This window comes from Acinetobacter sp. ANC 4558 (genome assembly GCF_002135375.1).
GTDB lineage: Bacteria > Pseudomonadota > Gammaproteobacteria > Pseudomonadales > Moraxellaceae > Acinetobacter.
On record NZ_NEGH01000004.1, the window covers coordinates 96,844 to 119,505 of the forward strand.

Annotated in this window: 12 protein-coding genes, 2 tRNA genes and 3 rRNA genes; 9 read left to right on the plus strand and 8 right to left on the minus strand. The window is 38.6% G+C overall.

The window, feature by feature from the left end; genetic code table 11:
• Window positions 1–16: 16 nt before the first annotated feature.
• Both B9T31_RS06555 and B9T31_RS06560 read right to left on the minus strand, forming a co-directional pair.
• The gene (locus B9T31_RS06555; RefSeq protein ID WP_086181167.1) at window positions 17–937 is read right to left on the minus strand and encodes a mechanosensitive ion channel family protein; all 921 of its coding nucleotides are present in this window, start codon (window positions 935–937) and stop codon (window positions 17–19) included.
• 13 nt (window positions 938–950) lie between these two features.
• Complete coding sequence (locus B9T31_RS06560) at window positions 951–1,772, minus strand: hypothetical protein (protein WP_086181168.1); 822 nt, start codon at window positions 1,770–1,772, stop codon at window positions 951–953.
• Window positions 1,773–1,873: 101 nt separating this feature from the next.
• Here B9T31_RS06560 and gspE point away from each other — a divergent pair, with 101 nt between their 5' ends.
• On the plus strand, window positions 1,874–3,361 hold the full coding sequence (gspE, locus tag B9T31_RS06565) for a type II secretion system ATPase GspE (RefSeq protein ID WP_086181169.1): 1,488 nt from the start codon (window positions 1,874–1,876) through the stop codon (window positions 3,359–3,361).
• A gap of 10 nt (window positions 3,362–3,371) precedes the next feature.
• On the opposite strand, the gene B9T31_RS06570 is transcribed toward gspE, so the two are convergent.
• The 4 genes from B9T31_RS06570 to B9T31_RS06585 form a co-directional block, all read right to left on the minus strand.
• Window positions 3,372–4,202 (minus strand): carbon-nitrogen hydrolase family protein, encoded by an 831-nt coding sequence (locus tag B9T31_RS06570; RefSeq protein WP_086181170.1) that lies wholly within the window; start codon window positions 4,200–4,202, stop codon window positions 3,372–3,374.
• Window positions 4,203–4,225: 23 nt separating this feature from the next.
• On the minus strand, window positions 4,226–4,744 hold the full coding sequence (gene gigB, locus B9T31_RS06575) for an anti-anti-sigma factor GigB (protein WP_086181171.1): 519 nt from the start codon (window positions 4,742–4,744) through the stop codon (window positions 4,226–4,228).
• 112 nt (window positions 4,745–4,856) lie between these two features.
• Window positions 4,857–5,825 (minus strand): RsbU family protein phosphatase GigA, encoded by a 969-nt coding sequence (gigA, locus tag B9T31_RS06580; RefSeq protein WP_086181172.1) that lies wholly within the window; start codon window positions 5,823–5,825, stop codon window positions 4,857–4,859.
• Between the two features lie 105 nt (window positions 5,826–5,930).
• On the minus strand, window positions 5,931–6,812 hold the full coding sequence (locus B9T31_RS06585) for a VacJ family lipoprotein (RefSeq protein ID WP_086181173.1): 882 nt from the start codon (window positions 6,810–6,812) through the stop codon (window positions 5,931–5,933).
• Window positions 6,813–7,356: 544 nt separating this feature from the next.
• Here B9T31_RS06585 and B9T31_RS06590 point away from each other — a divergent pair.
• From B9T31_RS06590 to B9T31_RS06620, 7 genes are all read left to right on the plus strand, one after another.
• A 16S ribosomal RNA gene (locus B9T31_RS06590) occupies window positions 7,357–8,893 on the plus strand.
• Window positions 8,894–8,952: 59 nt separating this feature from the next.
• A tRNA-Ile gene (locus tag B9T31_RS06595) sits at window positions 8,953–9,029 on the plus strand.
• Window positions 9,030–9,072: 43 nt separating this feature from the next.
• Window positions 9,073–9,148, plus strand: a tRNA-Ala gene (locus B9T31_RS06600).
• 347 nt (window positions 9,149–9,495) lie between these two features.
• Window positions 9,496–12,386, plus strand: a 23S ribosomal RNA gene (locus B9T31_RS06605).
• 197 nt (window positions 12,387–12,583) lie between these two features.
• Window positions 12,584–12,698: ribosomal RNA gene (gene rrf, locus B9T31_RS06610) — 5S ribosomal RNA — on the plus strand.
• The 16S, 23S and 5S rRNA genes sit together here with 2 tRNA genes alongside, the layout of an rRNA operon.
• A 363-nt stretch (window positions 12,699–13,061) precedes the next feature.
• Window positions 13,062–14,243, plus strand: a complete 1,182-nt coding sequence (locus tag B9T31_RS06615; RefSeq protein ID WP_086181174.1) for a PQQ-dependent sugar dehydrogenase — start codon at window positions 13,062–13,064, stop codon at window positions 14,241–14,243.
• Between the two features lie 718 nt (window positions 14,244–14,961).
• Entirely contained in the window at window positions 14,962–15,279 is a 318-nt protein-coding gene (locus tag B9T31_RS06620) for an ankyrin repeat domain-containing protein (protein WP_086181175.1), read from the plus strand.
• 98 nt (window positions 15,280–15,377) lie between these two features.
• Here B9T31_RS06620 and rsmB read toward each other — a convergent pair whose 3' ends face one another.
• Window positions 15,378–16,685 carry a 16S rRNA (cytosine(967)-C(5))-methyltransferase RsmB gene (gene rsmB / locus B9T31_RS06625; RefSeq protein WP_086181176.1) on the minus strand — a complete coding sequence of 436 codons (1,308 nt, stop codon included), beginning with the start codon at window positions 16,683–16,685 and terminating at the stop codon, window positions 15,378–15,380.
• On the minus strand, window positions 16,682–17,644 hold the full coding sequence (gene fmt, locus B9T31_RS06630; RefSeq protein WP_086181177.1) for a methionyl-tRNA formyltransferase: 963 nt from the start codon (window positions 17,642–17,644) through the stop codon (window positions 16,682–16,684). Before fmt ends, rsmB begins: the two co-directional genes overlap by 4 nt.
• A 398-nt stretch (window positions 17,645–18,042) precedes the next feature.
• On the opposite strand from fmt, the gene B9T31_RS06635 reads away from it, so the two are divergent.
• Window positions 18,043–22,527: an ESPR-type extended signal peptide-containing protein gene (locus B9T31_RS06635; RefSeq protein ID WP_086181178.1), complete on the plus strand. Its 4,485-nt coding sequence runs from the start codon at window positions 18,043–18,045 to the stop codon at window positions 22,525–22,527.
• Window positions 22,528–22,662: the final 135 nt, after the last annotated feature.

Consider the following 22,662-nt stretch of genomic DNA (forward strand, 5'->3'; position numbering starts at 1 on the left):
TTATTGATCATATTTACTATTTTAATTTCTTTTCACGACGTATTTCTTTTTGATTGGCATATTGATCAATATCTTCATTGTTTAACATTGAAAGGGGATGATCTACAAAGCCCATTTTAGGGACGGGAATTTCAATTTGATTGGCTAAAAATCCATTACGAATTCGCTCTTGCATTTCATCACGGACTTTTAAGAAGTTCTCTTGCTGGCACCATACGGCAAATAAGAGTTCAATTGAAGATTCACGAAATGCTGTCACGGTGACGGCAGGTTTGGGATCAGATAATACTAACGAGTATTTACTTGCAACATCAAGTAACACTTGGCGAACCTTAATCATATCTTCATGAAAATTAATAGCCAGTGTAATTGGAATCCGTCGAATGGGAAATTTTGAAAGATTATGTACGGGCGCACGAATGAGTTGTTCGTTTGGTAAGCGAACATAGATATTATCTTGTGTAAGCAATTTGACTGAAAGTAGATCAATTGAAATCACTTCACCTTCAATCGTATGCCCACGAATTAAGGTAATTTGAATGGTATCTCCAACCTCAAAAGATCCTTCCCCAATAAGGAAAATACCACTGATTAAGTTAGATGCTGATGTTTGAGAAGCGAAACCAATGGCAACCGTTAAAATACCAGCTGCACCCAAGAAGATGCTTAATTTAAAACCTGCTTCTTTTAAGCTGGTCATGACAAAAAGAATAAAAATAAAGTAAAAGATGCCTCGACGCCAAATCAGACGTTGATGGGCATTAAATCGAGAACCAATTGTACGAATAAATGTATTTGAAATAAATCGAGCAGCAATAAATCCAATACAGCATAAAATAAGCGCGACTAAAATTTCTGTTAGTCGGTCTGTATTGATATTAGTAAAAACCTTTGTAAATGTATTTATAAATTCTTGTGAAATATTTGTTTCAGCCATTTATCAACCTTCCTTAAAAGAATGAGTCAAACATGTTGAATAGGGCATTTGCAGGTTCTCTTGGCGGATGAAGGTAGATCACATCTCCTGCTAAAGGTGGTGTTCGATTTTCAATACGAATACGAGGAGGGCGGTCAGAACCCTCATGAATAACCTTGATTTGAGATGTCCATAAGCGACCTGTGCTTTCACTATAAAAAAGTGGCAAGGCAGTCACTGGGACATTCATCTTATCGAAACGTAGTTGATGATGGCTAGTATTATGAAACTCGATGGATGTGACCGCTCTAAATGCACGTGGCGTTAATTTTTGCAATTCTGTACGTCCATCGACAGAAGTGGCATAACAAATTTCTCCAGTACGATGATTTGGACCAAACCAAGTATCTTTAGGTAAAATAACAGGAATATCAAAAATAGGTTCTTTTTGACCTTTGACCATTCCTGCTAACCACAGTGGCGTACTAATATAAAGCGTACCACGCTGACCTGCTGGAATATAGATTGGATCAACGGGTTTTATCACAACTGAGCGATCCGCAAGGCGTGGCATTAGGTGTAATTTATTTTGTGTCGTTTTGAACATATAGCGTTCAATTTTTATGGGTTGTGGAAAAACAAATTCAGGATCATCAATACTATGCCATTGTTGTTCATAGTCATATTGAAGTTGAGGGCGATAATACTCTAAACGCCATTCTTGTAGACTACGCGTAACGCGAAAGAGTAAAGAGCCAAATTGCCAAGCACGAGGTCTGTTTAATTCAAACTCTTTTTCTCCCCACCATTGAATTTTGGGTAAGCTTGGTTCTATATAATCAACTTTATCAGACAATTGATATTTCCTTTTATATAGTAAATCGTAAAACAGACTTCACGCTGTCATATGCTTAGAGTACACTCAATTTAAATATTGATCATTATTATAAATTTCTAATGCAAGTACTGAAACATTTACAAATACCTTATAGTTTTGCAAAAAAACATGGTGTTCTTATTCGTTACGAAGGAGATCAGGTTTATATCGTCCGAAAAAAAACAACGTCTTTGGTTGCATTGCAAGAAGCTAGAAGATATTTGGCTTCATCAGCACAATATCAATTATGCACAGACCAAGAGTTTCATCAACTCTTGAGTTCAAGTTTTGCAGGAGATACAGGTGAGTCTCAGCAAGTTGCTGCTGGTTTAGAAGATCATCCTGATTTATTAAGTTTAGCTGATCAAGTACCAGAAACAGAAGATTTAATGGATCAAGAAGATGATGCGCCAATTGTACGTTTAATTAATGCGCTACTTTCAGAAGCAATTCGAGTGGGTGCTTCAGATATTCATATTGAATCTTTTGAAAAAAAATTATCGGTACGACTACGAGTAGATGGTCAGTTACGTGAAATTGTTCAACCACGCCGTGAATTAGCACCTTTATTGGTATCTCGTATTAAGGTCATGGCACGTTTGGATATTGCAGAGAAGCGTATACCGCAAGATGGTCGAATCTCATTAAGATTGGCTGGGCGAGAAGTTGATGTGCGTGTATCTACGTTACCATCTTCACATGGTGAGCGAGTGGTCATGCGTTTATTGGATAAGCAAGCAGGACGCTTAAACATGACGCATCTGGGCTTAATGGATCATGATTATGAACGATTAAAGCAATTGGTACATCGTCCACACGGTATTATTTTGGTCACAGGTCCAACAGGTTCAGGTAAAACCACAACCTTATATGCTGCGTTGTCTGATTTAAATGATGGGTCTAGAAATATATTAACGGCTGAAGATCCAATTGAATACCAATTAGAGGGAATTGGACAAACTCAAGTAAATACCAAAGTGGATATGACTTTTGCACGGGCATTAAAAGCGATGCTCCGCCAAGATCCAGATGTGGTCATGGTGGGTGAAATACGTGATTTAGAAACGGCTGAAATTGCGGTGCAGGCTTCATTGACAGGACATTTAGTCTTATCAACCTTACATACCAATACCGCTATTGGTGCTGTAACACGTTTAAAAGATATGGGAATTGAACCCTTTTTACTTTCAAGTTCCTTGATTGGGGTGGTTGCACAGCGTTTGGTTCGAACATTGTGCTCGCGTTGTTCAACTTGGTATATTGCTGATGATTTTGAAAAACAACTTTTTACGACAATAAACACTGAAAATTCACTTAAATTACCACAAGCACAAGGTTGTGAGCACTGTTCTCATACAGGTTTTATTGGTCGAACAGCAATTTATGAAATTGTACCGATTGATGAGAAAGTACGTCGTTTAATTCATAGTAATGCTGCTGAATTTGAATTGGAAAGCTATATAAGACAAGAAAATGGATCAATTCGTGATGATGGTTTAAGAAAGGTATTGGCTGGAAAAACAACAGTAGAAGAAGTATTAAGAGTGACAAATGAAGCAGTTGAATAAAATCCTAAATTTATGATTTATATTCAACTAAAACACGATGATTCATGAGAGGCATAGCATTGCGAATGAATTTTTGCTGTTCTAAATCGAAATGAGTACTCATGATTTGAGCGCCTTCTTCTTGAGTGGATACGAGTATTTCTCCAAGAGAATTGCTGATTGCCGCATGCCCCCAAGTTTGACGCTTATCTCCATGCCAGCCTTGTTGCGCTGCACCAAGAACATGACATTGACTGTCTATAGCGCGTGCCTGTAATAATAACTGCCAATGCATTTTACCTGTTGTATAGGTAAATGCTGCGGGCGCCGTTAATATATTTGCGCCTTGCGCGCGTAACTGAAGTGCGAGTTCAGGAAAGCGTAAATCATAGCAGACCATCATGCCAATATGACCAAAAGGCGTTTTAGCAACGATAAGATCGGTTCCTGGTTCAAAGAATTTTGATTCTTGGTAGCCTCCAACAACATCTCCGACTTGTACATCAAATAAATGAATTTTATCGTAACGCGCTTCAGTACGCTCAGGACTAATGCATAAACTTACAGTTCGAACACGACCATCTCGAATTATCGATCCATCAGGTCGATAAGGGCAAGGTAGGGTTCCTGCAATGATCCAAATTTGATATTGATGAGCTAGATTTTCTAAACGTTGCTGTATTTCTTTAAAACGTAAAGCAGTTTCTTGCTGTTTCCCTGCAGCGAAACAGGCAAAATTTTCTGGAAAAACAATCAGACTTCCCCCATTTTTTTTACTTTGCTGTATTAATGATTCGATGACATTGAAGTTTGCCTCAATATCATTTTGAGAGTTCATTTGGGTTACTGAAAGTAAAGTCATGAGGTTGCCTTGAGAAGAAAGCTTTAGCTTTGTGTGCTAGAAAGGGGTTCTAGATTATCTTGTTCTCTTTCAAGTTGTTTAACCAATGGTTCAAACATGTTCTGGTTGTTTTCATTCAGTTGCATCAGCGTTTTATGTGCATCTAATACCGTACATAACAGTATATTTTGGGTAACATTTTCTTCAGCAAGCGCTTTCGTGCAAATATTTGAATGATTAGAGTTGTCTAATATTACAAAAATTTGACTCAATCCCATGCTATTTGCAAGGGTCGTGATATCTGAGTTTGTAGATAACATAACTGTTTGAAGATGATGCTTTTGCTTTAGCTTAAGTCCAAGCTTAGCCAGTATGCCTAAAACCGTACTATCAATAAATGTGGTTTGAGTTAAATCTACAATTGCACCAACAATGTTAGATTGTTGTTCAATTCTATTTAAAAGTTTGTCTAAACTAATACAAGATTGGGCACGCACTTCGCCGATAAGCTTAAAAATATGCGTTCCATTTAAACTTGCATATTCAACATGACCTGTTGACATATAAATGCCATTTTCAGAGAGGGATAGTAAATTATCCCATAGCAAAAGTTTAGACTCAAGTATATCCATCATATATATTGGTCTAATTTACATTAAGCTATTGAATTATAAGTTAATTGATTCTACGTAAACTAAAGATGGCAATATCATCTGCAACATGATCAGGTGCTTTAAATGATTGATTTTGTAAATGATAGATCAGTTGAACAAACTGTTCATTCAATCCGCCACTATAAGGTTCTAGCGCACCATCAGAACAAATAATAAAGCGCGCATGTTGATTCAGAGTACATTCGAACTCTTCGACTTCCAAATCTTCTGTCAGACCTAAGGGGAAGCTGCTGGTATTTAAAATTTTAGGAGGATGATTAGGCTCAAAGATAATTGCAGGAGGATAGTGCCCAGCACTTGACCACTTTAGCTTATGGGTTTCTAGGTTAAGAATACCACTCACCATGGTAATATGTTTTTCAATATTCTCTTGAACAAGCATTCCATTGAGTTTCTTGATTAATTCACGTGGTGTCTTTGATCGACCATGAAATGCTGCCATCCAAGAGGTTAATAAACTGCTTGTTACACCATGACCAGAAACATCAGCTAAGTAAAACATAATTTCTTTATCGCTAATTTTCCAATAATCAAACCAATCACCAGATAAATAAGCAGAAGGTTTAAATAATGTTTCTACTTTATAGTTTGTTAATTCAATGGGGTTCGGAAGTAAGCGTTTTTGTAATTCAGCAGCGGAAGGTAAATCACGACTGTCTTGATTACGTTTATATTGAGCATTGATTTTAGAAAGTGTAAGTTCAAGGTTTTCAGGAAGATGATTCCAGAGCCAACCTGCCAAAGCACCGAATGCCCAAGCTTGAGAAAGTGCAACACCTTCTTCATCAAAAGCAAGAACAATTGTAGGTAAATTCCAGCGATGTTTTAAGTAATCATCAACATCTGCAATTGCAATAATCGTTGGATCGTAAGATTGAATCTCTTCGATGTTAATCATTTGTACACTAGGGAGCGCATCTAGCACTTGATCTAAATGAGGTATGTCACGTGTGGGGCGAATGAAATACATAAAGGAGATATTTGATCCTAATCTTGATTTACCAAAATAATATAACAATCAGAAGTGTATTTGGGAAAGAATTAAATTCCTCAAATACACATAATTTTGAATAGATTACTTTTTGAGTTTAGATTTTATCTCATCAGCATCTTCATCCAAAGTATCATCTACATCATCAATGAATTGAATGGCATCTGCATCTAAACCTTTCTTTTCTGCAATAACAAAGTGCCGACGTTGTAAATAAATATCTCGTAATGCTGAATATTTATCACCTTGTAGGGCGCCTTCATAATCTAGTAAGGATGCTCGTGCATTAATCCCCCGGCCTGCCTGATCAGACCAATAAACTGCATCATGTCCATCTAGATATTCTTGTGGATGGCCTGCAATATCTACAATTAAACCTGCACCATCACGAAATGTACTTGGCCCAAAGACAGGGATAACTATATATGGTCCAGAAGGAACACCATAGTAACCGAGTGTTGTTCCGAAGTTTTCATTTTCAGTTTCTATGCCTAGGTGTTGTGCAGGATCTGCAAAACCTAGTGTGGTCAATGTATTAATCGAAAAACGGCCCAGCGTTTTAAGTGCACGTAATGGTTTGCCTTGTATGAGTTGATTAACCGCATTCCAAGGTTCACCTAAATTATTACGGAATGAACTATATGAACCACGAACATCTTCAGGAAATTTTTCTTTATATTGCACAGCAATAGGTCGAACAACATGTTGATCAACTGTCTCGTTGAGATTGTGGACTTTTCTATTGAAAGCCTCTAAAGGGTCTTTTACTTTATCGGGTTGAGCTGCATTAGCATCTACTTTTAAATCTTTTAGTCGGACATTTTTTAAATCTCTAAGTGAGTTTGTATTTTCTTTCTTTTCATTTAGAGATGATGCATCTGTAGATTCAGAAATATCATTTGCATATAAGGACGGAGATATTCCGATTAAAAAAGAGCTAATTAAAAGTAAACTTTTATGATCCATAAAAATAATCCTGAAGCTTTAAGTAAAAGCCATCGATTTAAAACAGTCTTAATCATAACAGTAAATGAAAGTGATGAATATTAATTCAAAAGATCGATTTTTATATAAATATAGATAAAATTGATTAAAAAAAGAACCGTTAACAATAAATTTTAAAAACAATTGAGGATAGGGGTTGCATTGGAATGGGGATGGTGTAGAATGCACATCCATCGGCGGTGATGTTGATTAAAACTTGTTGAGAAACAAGGATTTAGCCTTAAGTGGTAAGATCTGAGAGTTTTGAGAAGGTTTTAAAAGATTAACAAAACTAGTTGACTTTCTGGAAAAAGAGAGTAATATAGCCGACCTAGCTTACTGATGACGAGTCAGTAAGAAGATCATTAAGAGAATATGAAGAACAACTTGTGTGGATTTTTACTGATTGATCGATCGAAAATATTTCATTGATAATTGGTAAGAATTACTCGAAGTTTATTTGAGAATTTTTTGTCAGTAATTGATGAGCCAGATTTAGTACTTTTATTAAAGTACAAAATGATTTTAACTGAAGAGTTTGATCATGGCTCAGATTGAACGCTGGCGGCAGGCTTAACACATGCAAGTCGAGCGGGGAGATGTAGCTTGCTACATCACCTAGCGGCGGACGGGTGAGTAATGCTTAGGAATCTACCTATTAGTGGGGGACAACGTTTCGAAAGGGACGCTAATACCGCATACGCCCTACGGGGGAAAGCAGGGGCTCTTCGGACCTTGCGCTAATAGATGAGCCTAAGTCGGATTAGCTAGTTGGTGGGGTAAAGGCCTACCAAGGCGACGATCTGTAGCGGGTCTGAGAGGATGATCCGCCACACTGGGACTGAGACACGGCCCAGACTCCTACGGGAGGCAGCAGTGGGGAATATTGGACAATGGGGGGAACCCTGATCCAGCCATGCCGCGTGTGTGAAGAAGGCCTTTTGGTTGTAAAGCACTTTAAGCGAGGAGGAGGCTACTTTGGTTAATACCCAGAGATAGTGGACGTTACTCGCAGAATAAGCACCGGCTAACTCTGTGCCAGCAGCCGCGGTAATACAGAGGGTGCGAGCGTTAATCGGATTTACTGGGCGTAAAGCGTGCGTAGGCGGCTGATTAAGTCGGATGTGAAATCCCTGAGCTTAACTTAGGAATTGCATTCGATACTGGTCAGCTAGAGTATGGGAGAGGATGGTAGAATTCCAGGTGTAGCGGTGAAATGCGTAGAGATCTGGAGGAATACCGATGGCGAAGGCAGCCATCTGGCCTAATACTGACGCTGAGGTACGAAAGCATGGGGAGCAAACAGGATTAGATACCCTGGTAGTCCATGCCGTAAACGATGTCTACTAGCCGTTGGGGCCTTTGAGGCTTTAGTGGCGCAGCTAACGCGATAAGTAGACCGCCTGGGGAGTACGGTCGCAAGACTAAAACTCAAATGAATTGACGGGGGCCCGCACAAGCGGTGGAGCATGTGGTTTAATTCGATGCAACGCGAAGAACCTTACCTGGTCTTGACATAGTAAGAACTTTCCAGAGATGGATTGGTGCCTTCGGGAACTTACATACAGGTGCTGCATGGCTGTCGTCAGCTCGTGTCGTGAGATGTTGGGTTAAGTCCCGCAACGAGCGCAACCCTTTTCCTTATTTGCCAGCACTTCGGGTGGGAACTTTAAGGATACTGCCAGTGACAAACTGGAGGAAGGCGGGGACGACGTCAAGTCATCATGGCCCTTACGACCAGGGCTACACACGTGCTACAATGGTCGGTACAAAGGGTTGCTACCTCGCGAGAGGATGCTAATCTCAAAAAGCCGATCGTAGTCCGGATTGGAGTCTGCAACTCGACTCCATGAAGTCGGAATCGCTAGTAATCGCGGATCAGAATGCCGCGGTGAATACGTTCCCGGGCCTTGTACACACCGCCCGTCACACCATGGGAGTTTGTTGCACCAGAAGTAGGTAGTCTAACCGCAAGGAGGACGCTTACCACGGTGTGGCAGATGACTGGGGTGAAGTCGTAACAAGGTAGCCGTAGGGGAACCTGCGGCTGGATCACCTCCTTAACGAAAGATTGACGATTGGTAAGAATCCACAACAAGTTGTTCTTCATTGATGTATCTGAGGGTCTGTAGCTCAGTTGGTTAGAGCACACGCTTGATAAGCGTGGGGTCACAAGTTCAAGTCTTGTCAGACCCACCAAGTCTACTGAATACAGAAGAGCAGATATATTAAGATCTTAACTGGGGACTTAGCTTAGTTGGTAGAGCGCCTGCTTTGCACGCAGGAGGTCAGGAGTTCGACTCTCCTAGTCTCCACCATCATAATAGAAGCTAAGATGTTAGATTATAGAACTTAATAAGAAATGAACTAAGGTTTATATTTTATTAAGTTCTGTGATTTATCACAGTTTACTGCATGCTGACGAAGCTGTAGTTAATCATTAACAGAATATATTTGAGTTGAAATAATTTGTTCATACTCGTTTTAAGCAATTTAACAAGCAATTGTTAATATTGAATGAAATGAGTTACTAGCGAAATTAACTGAATCAAGCGTTTTGGTATATGAATCTAATTGAAGCTGTACAGTGATTAAGTTCACAAAGCTCTAAACTGAAATGTTGAAGTTGCTACTTGTAGGTAACGTCGACTGTTTGGGGTTGTATAGTCAAGTAATTAAGTGCATGTGGTGGATGCCTTGGCAGTCAGAGGCGATGAAAGACGTAATAGCCTGCGATAAGCTCCGGGGAGGCGGCAAATATCCTTTGATCCGGAGATTTCTGAATGGGGAAACCCACTTACCATAAGGTAGGTATCGCATGATGAATACATAGTCATGCGAGGCGAACGAGGGGAAGTGAAACATCTCAGTACCCTTAGGAAAAGAAATCAATTGAGATTCCCTCAGTAGCGGCGAGCGAACGGGGAACAGCCCATTAAGTTATGTGTGTTTTAGTGGAATGCTCTGGGAAGTGCAACCATAGTGGGTGATAGTCCTGTACACGAAAGGGCACACATAATGATGACGAGTAGGGCGAGGCACGTGAAACCTTGTCTGAATATGGGGGGACCATCCTCCAAGGCTAAATACTCCTGACTGACCGATAGTGAACCAGTACCGTGAGGGAAAGGCGAAAAGAACCCCTGTGAGGGGAGTGAAATAGATCCTGAAACCGCATGCATACAAGCAGTGGGAGCCGACTTGTTCGGTGACTGCGTACCTTTTGTATAATGGGTCAGCGACTTATATTCAGTAGCAAGGTTAACCGTATAGGGGAGCCGTAGAGAAATCGAGTCTTAATAGGGCGTTTAGTTGCTGGGTATAGACCCGAAACCGGGTGATCTATCCATGAGCAGGTTGAAGGTTGGGTAACACTAACTGGAGGACCGAACCCACCGTCGTTGAAAAGCCGGGGGATGACTTGTGGATAGGGGTGAAAGGCTAATCAAACTCGGTGATAGCTGGTTCTCCCCGAAAGCTATTTAGGTAGCGCCTCGGACGAATACCATTGGGGGTAGAGCACTGTTTCGGCTAGGGGGTCATCCCGACTTACCAAACCGATGCAAACTCCGAATACCAATGAGTACTATCCGGGAGACAGACTGCGGGTGCTAACGTCCGTAGTCAAGAGGAAAACAATCCAGACCGCCAGCTAAGGCCCCAAAATTATAGTTAAGTGGGAAACGATGTGGGAAGGCATAGACAGCTAGGAGGTTGGCTTAGAAGCAGCCACCCTTTAAAGAAAGCGTAATAGCTCACTAGTCGAGTCGGCCTGCGCGGAAGATGTAACGGGGCTAAAACTATATGCCGAAGCTGCGGATGTATACTTATGTATACGTGGTAGGGGAGCGTTCTGTAAGCCGATGAAGGTGGATTGAGAAGTCTGCTGGAGGTATCAGAAGTGCGAATGCTGACGTGAGTAACGACAAAACGGGTGAAAAACCCGTTCGCTGAAAGACCAAGGGTTCCAGTCCAACGTTAATCGGGGCTGGGTGAGTCGACCCCTAAGGCGAGGCCGAGAGGCGTAGTCGATGGGAAATTGGTTAATATTCCAATACTTCAGTGTAATGCGATGAGAGGACGGAGAAGGTTAAGTCAGCCTGGCGTTGGTTGTCCAGGTGAAAGGATGTAGGCATGTATCTTAGGCAAATCCGGGGTACTCTATGCTGAGATCTGATAGCAAGCCAGTTTACTGGTGAAGTGGCTGATACCATGCTTCCAGGAAAAGTCTCTAAGCTTCAATTACACTGGAATCGTACCCGAAACCGACACAGGTGGTCAGGTCGAGTAGACCAAAGCGCTTGAGAGAACTCTGCTGAAGGAACTAGGCAAAATGGTACCGTAACTTCGGGAGAAGGTACGCTGCCGGCGGTGATGGGATTTACTCCCTGAGCTACTGGCAGCCACAGAAACCAGGCCCCTGCAACTGTTTATTAAAAACATAGCACTCTGCAAACACGAAAGTGGACGTATAGGGTGTGATGCCTGCCCGGTGCTGGAAGGTTAATTGATGGGGTTAGCGTAAGCGAAGCTCTTGATCGAAGCCCCAGTAAACGGCGGCCGTAACTATAACGGTCCTAAGGTAGCGAAATTCCTTGTCGGGTAAGTTCCGACCTGCACGAATGGCATAATGATGGGGGCGCTGTCTCCAGCAGAGACTCAGTGAAATCGAATTCGCCGTGAAGATGCGGTGTACCCGCGGCTAGACGGAAAGACCCCGTGAACCTTTACTGCAGCTTGACATTGAACTTTGATCTTACTTGTGTAGGATAGGTGGGAGGCTTTGAAACTGGAACGCTAGTTCCAGTGGAGCCGTCCTTGAAATACCACCCTGGTAATATTGAGGTTCTAACTCTGTCCCGTTATCCGGGACGAGGACCATGTCTGGTGGGTAGTTTGACTGGGGCGGTCTCCTCCTAAAGAGTAACGGAGGAGTACGAAGGTGCGCTCAGCGTGGTCGGAAATCACGCGTAGAGTATAAAGGCAAAAGCGCGCTTAACTGCGAGACCCACAAGTCGAGCAGGTACGAAAGTAGGTCTTAGTGATCCGGTGGTTCTGTATGGAAGGGCCATCGCTCAACGGATAAAAGGTACTCTGGGGATAACAGGCTGATACCGCCCAAGAGTTCATATCGACGGCGGTGTTTGGCACCTCGATGTCGGCTCATCTCATCCTGGGGCTGAAGCAGGTCCCAAGGGTATGGCTGTTCGCCATTTAAAGAGGTACGCGAGCTGGGTTTAGAACGTCGTGAGACAGTTCGGTCCCTATCTACCGTGGGCGCTGGAAATTTGAGAGGATCTGCTCCTAGTACGAGAGGACCAGAGTGGACGAACCTCTGGTGTACCGGTTGTGACGCCAGTCGCATCGCCGGGTAGCTATGTTCGGAAGGGATAACCGCTGAAAGCATCTAAGCGGGAAGCCTACCTCAAGATAAGATTTCCCTAGGAATTTATTCCTCTAAAGAGCCGTTGAAGACTACGACGTTGATAGGTTGGATGTGGAAGCATAGTGATATGTGAAGCTGACCAATACTAATTGCTCGTGAGGCTTGACTATACAACACCCAAGCAGTTGTATTTAAAGCATCAATTGATTTACATATAATCAATCAAACTTGATTTAGTTGAAAAGCTAAGTAAAATGAACAAACTAATTAAACTCAGATATCTCTGTTAATAACTCTTTTGACCAAGCAACGGCACGTAGTGTAGAAATACAACGAATAAGACCAAATGCAAAGTCATAACAGTTGTGCTGGCGACAATAGCAAGAGTGAACCACCTGATCCCTTCCCGAACTCAGAAGTGAAACCTCTTTGCGCTGATGGTAGTGTGGGGTTACCCATGTGAGAGTAAGTCATCGCCAGCTCATTAATCCTAACCCCCTTAATCAACAGATTAAGGGGGTTTGTTTATGCAAAAATTAAGGTCGGGATATAGATTTTATATTATAGAGTTTGTTAATAATTATATTGAGATTGTAATCATCATCGTACTTATAATAAATAAATAGTAAATGAAACGGAGATATTTAAAATTGAATGCCATATATAAGCACTTATATTTTAAATAATATTAGTTTATAAAATAAGACAATGAATCATATAACTATTTGTAAAATATAAAAATACTAATTTTTTGAGATGAATCATAATGATATATATTTATTAACAGTAATTAAATTTATTTTTCTATATGTTTTCTTTATTTAAAATATATAAGGATAAATAATATGTTGAGAATACATAAAAATAATGTTGTCGTTTTTTTTATAATAATATTGCTAATTTCTGGTTGTAAATCTGGTAACGACAAAGCATCATCAACGCCAACGCCAACGCCAACAATACCCCAAAATCCACGTGAATTTCGTATAGATACCATTGCTTCATTTAATGATCCATGGGCACTCACAGAATTATCGGATGGTCGTTTACTTGTTACTGAAAAAGCGGGTGTATTAAAACTTTTTAATCCTCAAGATGGGGGAGTAACTCAAATAAATGGCGTCCCAGATGTTGTAGATATGGGACAGGGAGGATTAGGTGATATAAAATTACATCCTAATTTTGATCAAAACAAACTGATTTATTTAAGTTATGTAGAAAGAGATCCGTCTAATTCACAATTATATGGTGCTGTTGTAATACGTGCTCAGTTAGATATGACAAATTCGAAAGCATCATTATCAAATATTCAAAGAATTTGGACACAAGTACCTAAATTTTTTGGTGTAGGTCACTATGCTTATCGTATTCTTTTTGATGAGCATGGAAAATTATGGATTAGTTCAGGAGAACGGCAAGAATTTTTTCCAGCACAGGATATGAATTCAAATGCTGGAAAAATTCTTCGATTAAATGATGATGGATCTTTACCATCCGATAATCCATTTCAAAATCAGGGTGAAATAGCAAAACAGGTTTGGAGCTTAGGTCATCGAAATGCGCTAGGAATGGCTTTTGATCAACAACAAAAACTTTGGGTTGCTGAAATGGGACCAGCAGGTGGTGATGAATTTAATTTAATTACTCGGGCTGGAAACTATGGTTATCCAATTGTTTCAGAAGGGTTTCATTACCCTAGCGATTCTTTTCGAACACCTTTCTTGAGGCATACGGAGCGACCAGAATTTATAGCACCTGTTATGTCATGGACACGTGTCATTTCTCCATCTAGCTTAATTTTCTATAAAGGTTCTTTGTTTCCTCAATTTAAGAATAAAGCCATTATGGGAGGGCTAAGTTCACGAGGTCTAGTTATCGTTGACATTGAAAATAGACCAGTTAGGGAGATTGCTCGAATTTCTATGAACAGTAGAATACGAGCCATTACTGAATCAAAAGATGGTACGTTATGGATTTTAAAAGATGCTATGCGTCAAGATAATTTATTAAGACTTGTGCCACGTTAGCAAGTCAATAGCCCTCTTAAATTGGAGGGCTACAATTTACGATATTTTAAATGAAAGATACTAATAAAAATAATCATTTGTGACTAAGATGATAGATTGTTAGAAAATTGAAATATAAATGTATATTATTTAGCATATTATTCTAATTAAAAAATTATCAGGTATTTCAAATGATTATATGGCTTTGTAGTTGTATTGGTTTATTTTTCTTGGAGGTGACTTTTTAATAACTGCTAATATTTACAGGATAGATGGTCATTTTACTTGGTGTTAAGTTTTGATTGTACATTCTGCATTATCGTTTATTGCGCTAAGAGCAATCTTAAAATTATTAATACATGAAAAATGACATAATTTGGACTATGTTTAGCTGGATTTACTCTTATATTTTATCGGATTGATCAACTCCAAATTACGATGGGATGATTTGATCAATATGTTGATTTATCTACTTTGCTGACAATTAAATTTAGAATTATCCGCACTTCAATGTTGGTTAGAGCATTTAATTGCACATACTTAACGTTTAGCAAATGTCATGTTAGAAGATATAAAGACGTAATAATACAGAAAGCAATCATTTAAATAATGTTATTACATAGTAAGTTGTTATTATTTTTAATGATCATTATGCTATGAATAAATAGCATGAATTTTCATTACTATAGTAATGAAAATTATCCATACCAATATTTAGGTTATTTGAGGTACGCTAAAGATGAAATTAAATTCATTTTCCCCACTTCCAGAAGAAGATGATGAAGAATTACATCTTCCAGAATTAATCTATTGGGCATCTTTAGGAGAATTAGAGCAAGTAAAAAACCTATTGATACAAGATATAGATGTAAATATGACAGATGATGAGGGGTATAGTGCCTTACATGCTGCTGCTGAAAATAATCACTTGATGCTGGTACAATTGTTAATTCAACATGGCGCTAATCATGCTCATAAAGCACCGTATAGTGCCCTAGAACTTGCGGAAATGGCTGGAAATACATCGATTATTGACTATTTAAAATCTTTAAGTTAATTGAATAGTCAGATATTAATAAAAGTTAAGGTTATGCCTATTCATAATTTTTAGATTAAAAAAAGGAACATCAGGTTCCTTTTTTTAATGAGTAATAATTACGCTGTTTTTTCAATTCGACAATAATAAAAACCATCACCAAGTCCTTCACTTGGTAACAGTTGACGGCCATAAGCCTGTTCAATGCCCAAGGAAGTATCCATTTTAATTTCTAGGGCATTACTATTATTTGCAAAAAAATCTTGTATTTGCTGCTCATTTTCAACTTTAAGAATTGAACAAGTAATATAAAGTAATGTGCCGCCAACTTTCAGTTGATTCCACATATGCGCTAAAATTTGTGCTTGCAGATCGACGGTTTGTTGTATATCAGTTGACTGACGTAATAGGCGAATATCAGGATGACGACGCATAACACCAATGGCTGAGCATGGTGCATCTAAGACGATACAATCGACGAGTTGATCAGCTTCCCATGAAGTTGCATCAGCAGCTAAAATATTGATGTTTGAATGGGTATCAAGCTGCAATCTATCTAAATTTTCAGCAACTCGGACTAGTCGTTTTGAGTCATAATCTAAAGCAATTAATTCAGTTGGGGTGTATTTTTCTAATAAATGTGCTGTCTTTCCGCCTGGTGCTGCACAAGCATCAATGACCACTTTATCGTTTAAGTTGGGTACAAAGTTCGCACAAAGTTGAGCATGCTCATCTTGAACAGAAAACCAACCTTCTTCATATCCAGGTAATTCAGTAATTTGAACAGATTGATCTAAAATAATGGCAACATCCGATTCTGTACCGATATGTGCTTTTATCCCTGAGCTTAATAATTTATTAAAATAAGCTTCACGGCTCATTTTACGTGTATTAACACGTAGGGTAAGCGGTGCAACTTGTTTTAAACTGAAGATTAATTCATTAAGTTGTTCTGGCCAATCTTTTTTTAACCGTTTAAATAACCAACTTGGCAAGCCATGAGCTTCAGTGAGCGCTGTGTAAAATTCTGGTGTTTCACGTGAAACACGACGCAGAATAGCATTTACGACACCACTTAATGTTTGATAACCTAATTGTTTAACTGCCGTCACTGTTTCTGAAATGGCAGCATGATCTGCAATACGGGTGCATAAAATTTGGTATAAACCAACATATAAACAGGTTTCAACCGTTTCATTGTTCAGGGGTTTTACCAATAACGGTAGAGTAATACTTTTGAGTGCGTACCATTGACGTAAAGTTCCCAACACTAGTTCATGAAATAGTGCACGATCACGATCTGCAACTTTCGCAAGATGGATAGGTAAAACATTGGCAAGAGATTGACCTTGTTGTACGGCTAATAAGGTTCGAATCACTTGAGCACGTAAGTTAAGGTGTGATGTACCATATTCAAATTGACTCATGCGAGAATTTGTCCTACCTGTAGTTTCTGAGTTTGATTAATTTGTATTGGATTAAGTGGTTTACCACCTGGCCATTGTAAAGAAGTTAAGCAAATTGCTTTTCCATCACCACAAGCAATATGTACACCTTTTTTATCTATTGCTAATACCGTACCAGCCGATTTATTTTCAGCATTTTCAGTGGATAGCATTGAATTCCAAACGCGTAAATTATTATTTTCAGCGAGTGGTATGAACGCGACAGGCCAAGGATTAAAAGCACGAATATTGCGGTCAATATTTATGGCATGTTGAGACCAATCAATTTTTGCTTCTGCTTTAGATAATTTATGCGCGTACATTGTAAGTTCTTCATCTTGAACTTCACGTTGGTTTAAGTAAGTTTTTAAGCTCTCTTCTGTTGCTAGAACAGTAACAATAGCCTCAGCACCTTGTTGGGCTAATTTATCATGCAAACTTGCGGATGTATCATTTGCAAGAATTGGGCAGATGGTTTTTAACATCATATCACCTGTATCCAACCCAGCAGCCATTTTCATAATGGTGACGCCAGTTTCTTGATCACCCGTAGCTATGGCACGTTGAATTGGTGCTGCACCACGCCAACGAGGTAATAATGACCCATGAATATTCAGACAACCATACTTAGGGGTATCTAAAATGACTTGAGGTAAGATAAGTCCATAAGCAGCAACAACCATGACATCTGCATGGAGATGAGCAAGTTCTTGTTGGGCTGCTAAACCTTCTTCTGTTGAAGACTTAAAGTGTAATGGTTGATAAATAGGAATATTATGTTCTAAAGCAAGAAGTTTTACTGCAGAAGCGGTTAATTTTTGTCCGCGACCCGCTTTTCGATCAGGTTGAGTATAGACAGCGACAATATCATGTTCTGTGGAAATAAGTGCTTTTAATGCTTCTGCTGCAAATTCAGGCGTGCCTGCAAAAATGATTTTCAATAGACCAACTCAATAGTTCGATTTAAGATAATTATAGCAAAAATAGTTTTCTTTTATTGATCTTAATCTTATTGTTACTTGAGGAATAATTCATTTTTGATGAGTTTAAAATAAAATTCATTAAAGAATAAGGAACCTTAATTTCATCTTTTTAATTCATTAGAAAATCTAATCAATAATAAGCTGATATTTATTTTCTTCGCCATTCTTTAATTCTAAATGCATTATTTTTACAAATTAAATGTGATATTGTTTAATGAATAAGTATAAATAGTGAATTATCAAACATTCACTGTTTAGTATTTGTAAATAATCAAGTGAAGAATATTTATAAATAACCTTTGCACTGTACTTTATTGGGGAAAGAATAAAAGTAAGTTAGCGAAGGATATTAAAAGATGAATAAAATTTATAAAATTGTTTGGAATATAAAAATAGGGACTTGGATTGTTGTCTCTGAATTAGCTAAAAGTAAACTGAAAGTATGTGGTTCAATCACGAATATAAATAAGACTCAGAAAACACATCAAACATTCTTTAAACGGAATCTTATTTCATTAGCCATTCTTTTTTGTTTAGGTCTAAGTGGAGCACCAGATAGAGCATTTGCGAATAATATACAACTGGTATCAAATAATAATCTTACACTCTCGCCTAAGGTATGTACTAATGTGATTAGTAAAGGAAATTTAACTCAGTACAGTATAGCGATAGGTTGTTTTAACAAGATTAAAATTGATAGTAAAAATACTTATCAAAGCATTTATGATCATCGGAAACCAGTAAGTGAAGGAAAGATACCGAATATTCAATATCCTACTGGGGATAATCAGATTGTTTCTACAGGTCTAGCCATTGGTCTGTTAAATAAAGTGAGCAATGGTGGTGGTTTAGCAATAGGTACAAAAAATCAAGTTTCAGGGAGTTCATATAGTTTAGCGCTTGGGCAAGGAAATGTAAGTTCAGATTATTTTTCAGTTACCTTAGGGATCGGAAATTTAGCAGATAAACATTCATCTATTGCGATTGGCGTTGCAAATAAAGCACAAGGAATTATGTCTATTGCTATGGGGCGCCAAAGTTATGCAACTGGAAATCAAAGTACGGCAATAGGCTATATCGCAACTGCCACTGCAAAAAATAGTGTTGCATTGGGGAGTGAAAGTAAGTCTGCAGGAATAGATAATATTGCGATTGGAAGTAAAGCAGTTACAGGACAAAAAACCAGCCCTTCATTGGATGGGCGAGTCTTATTAGGAGGGGGGCAAATTGCAATTGGTAAAGAGGCATTTACAGATGCTGTAGGTTCAATTGCAATTGGTGCTTTTGCGAAAACTGGAGACAGCCAAAATTTTGGTTTAGCTATAGGTGGCTATGCGAAGGCAGTTGGAAATAGTGCAATTGCAATTGGACGTAGGTCAGAAGCAATTTTGCAAAATGCTACCGCTATAGGGAGTAGAGGTACACAAGCGCTCGGTGCTGGTTCTACTGCACTTGGATCTGGAGCAATTGCAAAAGGGCTAGAATCTTCTGCATTGGGTGCAGGCTTAGGAAGTGATCTTTCAAAAAATAAAACCATTGCAGAAGGCGCACAATCACTTGCTTTAGGAACAGCCTCTCGTGCAACAAAAACTTTTTCAACAGCAATTGGAGGTGGCGTCTCTGAAGGTGATCATGCAATTGCAATAGGAAAAAATGCCACAGCATCTGCAAAAAATGCACTTTCCTTTGGAATAGATTCACGATCAAATCTAGAAAATAGTGTATCTATTGGTTCAGGAGCTATAACCTCAAAATCATCAGACATAGCCTATTTAACAGGTCAAGCAGCAGTAGAAAAAAATGGCGTGATTTCTGTAGGGAGAGCCGATGCCGCACGTCGTATTCAACAGGTTGCAGATGGGTCTTCTGATTTAGAAGCAGTTAATGTGAGGCAGTTAAAAAAAGCACAAAGTCATTTAGAAAGTATGATTGGTTCAAGTGCAAAGAATGTAAATGGAAATATTACAACAACTAATATTGCGGGTACGGGGCAAAATACTATTGATGGGGCGATACGTGCAGTCAAAACGAATATTCAAGGTGCCAATAATAGCGTATCAATTCATAAGAAAACCGAAGCTGATGGCGCAACAACCTATCAAATTGGTTTATCTAAATCTACACAAGATGGATTAAAAGCAGGACAAGATGCACATAAAAATATACTCGAAAAAGGTCTAACGTTTAGAGGAAATAGTGGATTAACAGAGCAGAAAAAATTAGGTGAACAGATTTCTATCATAGGAGATAAAAGCGGCAACATTACAACAATTGCAGATAATGATGGTTTAAAGTTAGCACTGTCTAAAAATTTAAATTTAACAGCCGATGGTAATATTACCATTGGAAACGTGCATTTAAAAAATGACACCATTCGTATTGGTGAAGTTCTGATTGAAAAAGGTTCAGCGATCGGTTTAAAAAATAGAGTATTGACGCATCAAGATTTTGCCAAAGTTGGGCGTGCAGCAACGGAAGAACAATTAAAATTAGTCGCAAATCAAACGCAAGCTACTCAAAATGAAGTTGTTCAAAAATTAGATGGATTATCTAAAAATACCAATGATGCGCTGCTATTAGGACAAGCTGTCCAAAAAAGTGTATTAGAAAAAGGTTTAACGTTTAGTGCAGATACAGGACAAACGCATCTTAGAAAATTGGGTGATCAGTTATCCATTATCGGTGATGATAGTAATATAAGAACGATTGCAGATGGGGATAATCTAAAGATTCAACTCGCTAAAAACTTAAACTTAAGTACGACTGGTCGCATTATTATTGGGAATATGCATTTAAGAAATAATGCTTTGCAAGTCGGTGAAACGCTATTGGAGCAAGGATCAGTTAAAGGTTTAAACAATACAACATTAACCGATCCTAATTTCGCTACAACTGGACGTGCGGCAACGGAAGAACAATTACAATTAGTCTCAAATCAACATCAAGTTGGACAAAAAGAAGCATTAAAAAAATTAGATGGTTTAACAAAAAATACCAATAAAGCGCTACAGTTAAGCCAAGAAAACAAGAATATACTGCTCGAAAAGGGCATAACATTTCAGGGTAATAATGGCAATACAGGACAGAAAAAATTAGGAGATCAATTATCGATTGTTGGTGATCAAGATGGAAATATTACAACAGTAGCAGATCAAGAAGGACTTAAGTTAGCACTTTCTAAAAATTTGAATTTAACAGCCGATGGAAGTTTAAAAATAGGAAATATTTTTTTAAAAAACAACACTATACAAATTGGTGATACATTGTTTGAGCAAGGATCAATTAAAGGACTAAAGAATAAGACATTAGCAGATTCAAATTTTGCTAAAACTGGACGTGCGGCAACAGAAGAACAATTAAAATTGGTCTCGGATGCTCAAGGTGTAGCAAGTAAATCGGCAGTGAGCTATGTCGTTAATCAGCAAACAGGAGACGTTAATTACAATAAAATTGTATTGAGAGGAGAAGGCTTTAAATTGACGACTCATCCGGAGAACAATAAATGGATGATGACAGGAGGAACAAGTATTTCCAACTTAGCGAGTGCCGGAGATTATACCAATAAAGCAAATGCAAATAAGGCTGTAAATGCCGGTGACTTACATAATGCAATTGGTCATGTCATTGGTAAAGGTATTATTTTACAGGCCAATAGTGGAGTACCTTATAGAATAGCATTGGATGAAGCGATCACATTTAAAGGTGCTGAAAAAAATACTGATTTTAATCAATCGGATCAAGGTAAGAACATCTACACCAAAACTAAACCAGGAGGAGAGGTTTTATTTGGGTTAGCTCGTAATATTGAATTAGGTGCGCAAGGAAGTATTTTGATTGGTACAACCAATATTAGAAATAATTATATTACAGGGTTGGCGAACACAAAATGGGACAGTAATAATGTTCAATCAGATCGTGCCGCAACTGAAGGACAATTACAACAAGTATTAGCCAGTATAAATCAAAAAGGTAATCAGCAAAGAGGAGATATGCCACAGTATGATAAAAAAAGAGATGGTTCTACAGATACATCGAAGCTGACTTTTGAAGGTTCTAAAGGAACTAAACTATCAAATGTTGCACCTGGCGATATTGGTCAAAATTCAAAAGATGTTGTCAATGGTGGTCAGTTATGGGGTGTACAACAACAAATAGAAGCGAATAAGAATAATATTTTAAATTTACAGCAACGTTTAGGTAATGGTAGTAGCAGCCCTGGACTTGTACAACAGGGAACAAATAATGCAGATATTACATTAGCGCAAAATAGTGGTGGTAATAAAGTTAATATGGCTGGAAAAGATGGAGATCGAGTTCTTGCTGGGATTGCAGCTGGTAAAGCTGAAAATGATGCGGTAACGGTTGGTCAATTAAATACAACGAATCAAGTCTTAAGCCAATATTTAGGCGGAGGTGCGAAATATGATCAATCGAAACAAATATTTCAGGCACCCACCTATCATGTTGCAAATAAAGCTTATCAGAATGTTGGAAGTGCGATAGATGCGTTGAATAATACAGATAAAGTCTTAGATCAACGAATCACAAATTTAGATCAAAAAATAGATAAATCTTTGGCTGCTACTCATAAGAAAATAGGTCAGGTTTCTAAACAAGCAAATGCTGGTATTGCGGCAGCTATGGCTATGGAGCCTGCACCATTTGTTGCAGGTAAATATACTTATGCTGCAGGAGTAGCTCATCATGGTGGGGAGTCTGCAGTGGGAATGACCCTAAAGCGGACAGCAGAAAGTGGGAATTGGGCTGTAACAGGTGGGTTGGCAGTCGCTTCAGAAGGTGATCCGAGTGTACGCATTGGTGTAAGTGGTGTGATTGATTAAAATCTGCATAAATGAAGTGATTCGCTTTTAAAATTATGAATAAAAAAGATACGATTTTAAATGATGATGAGTTATGCTAAATTTATATTTTAAAATGATATAAATATAATTGACTAAAAATATAAAGAAAATTCC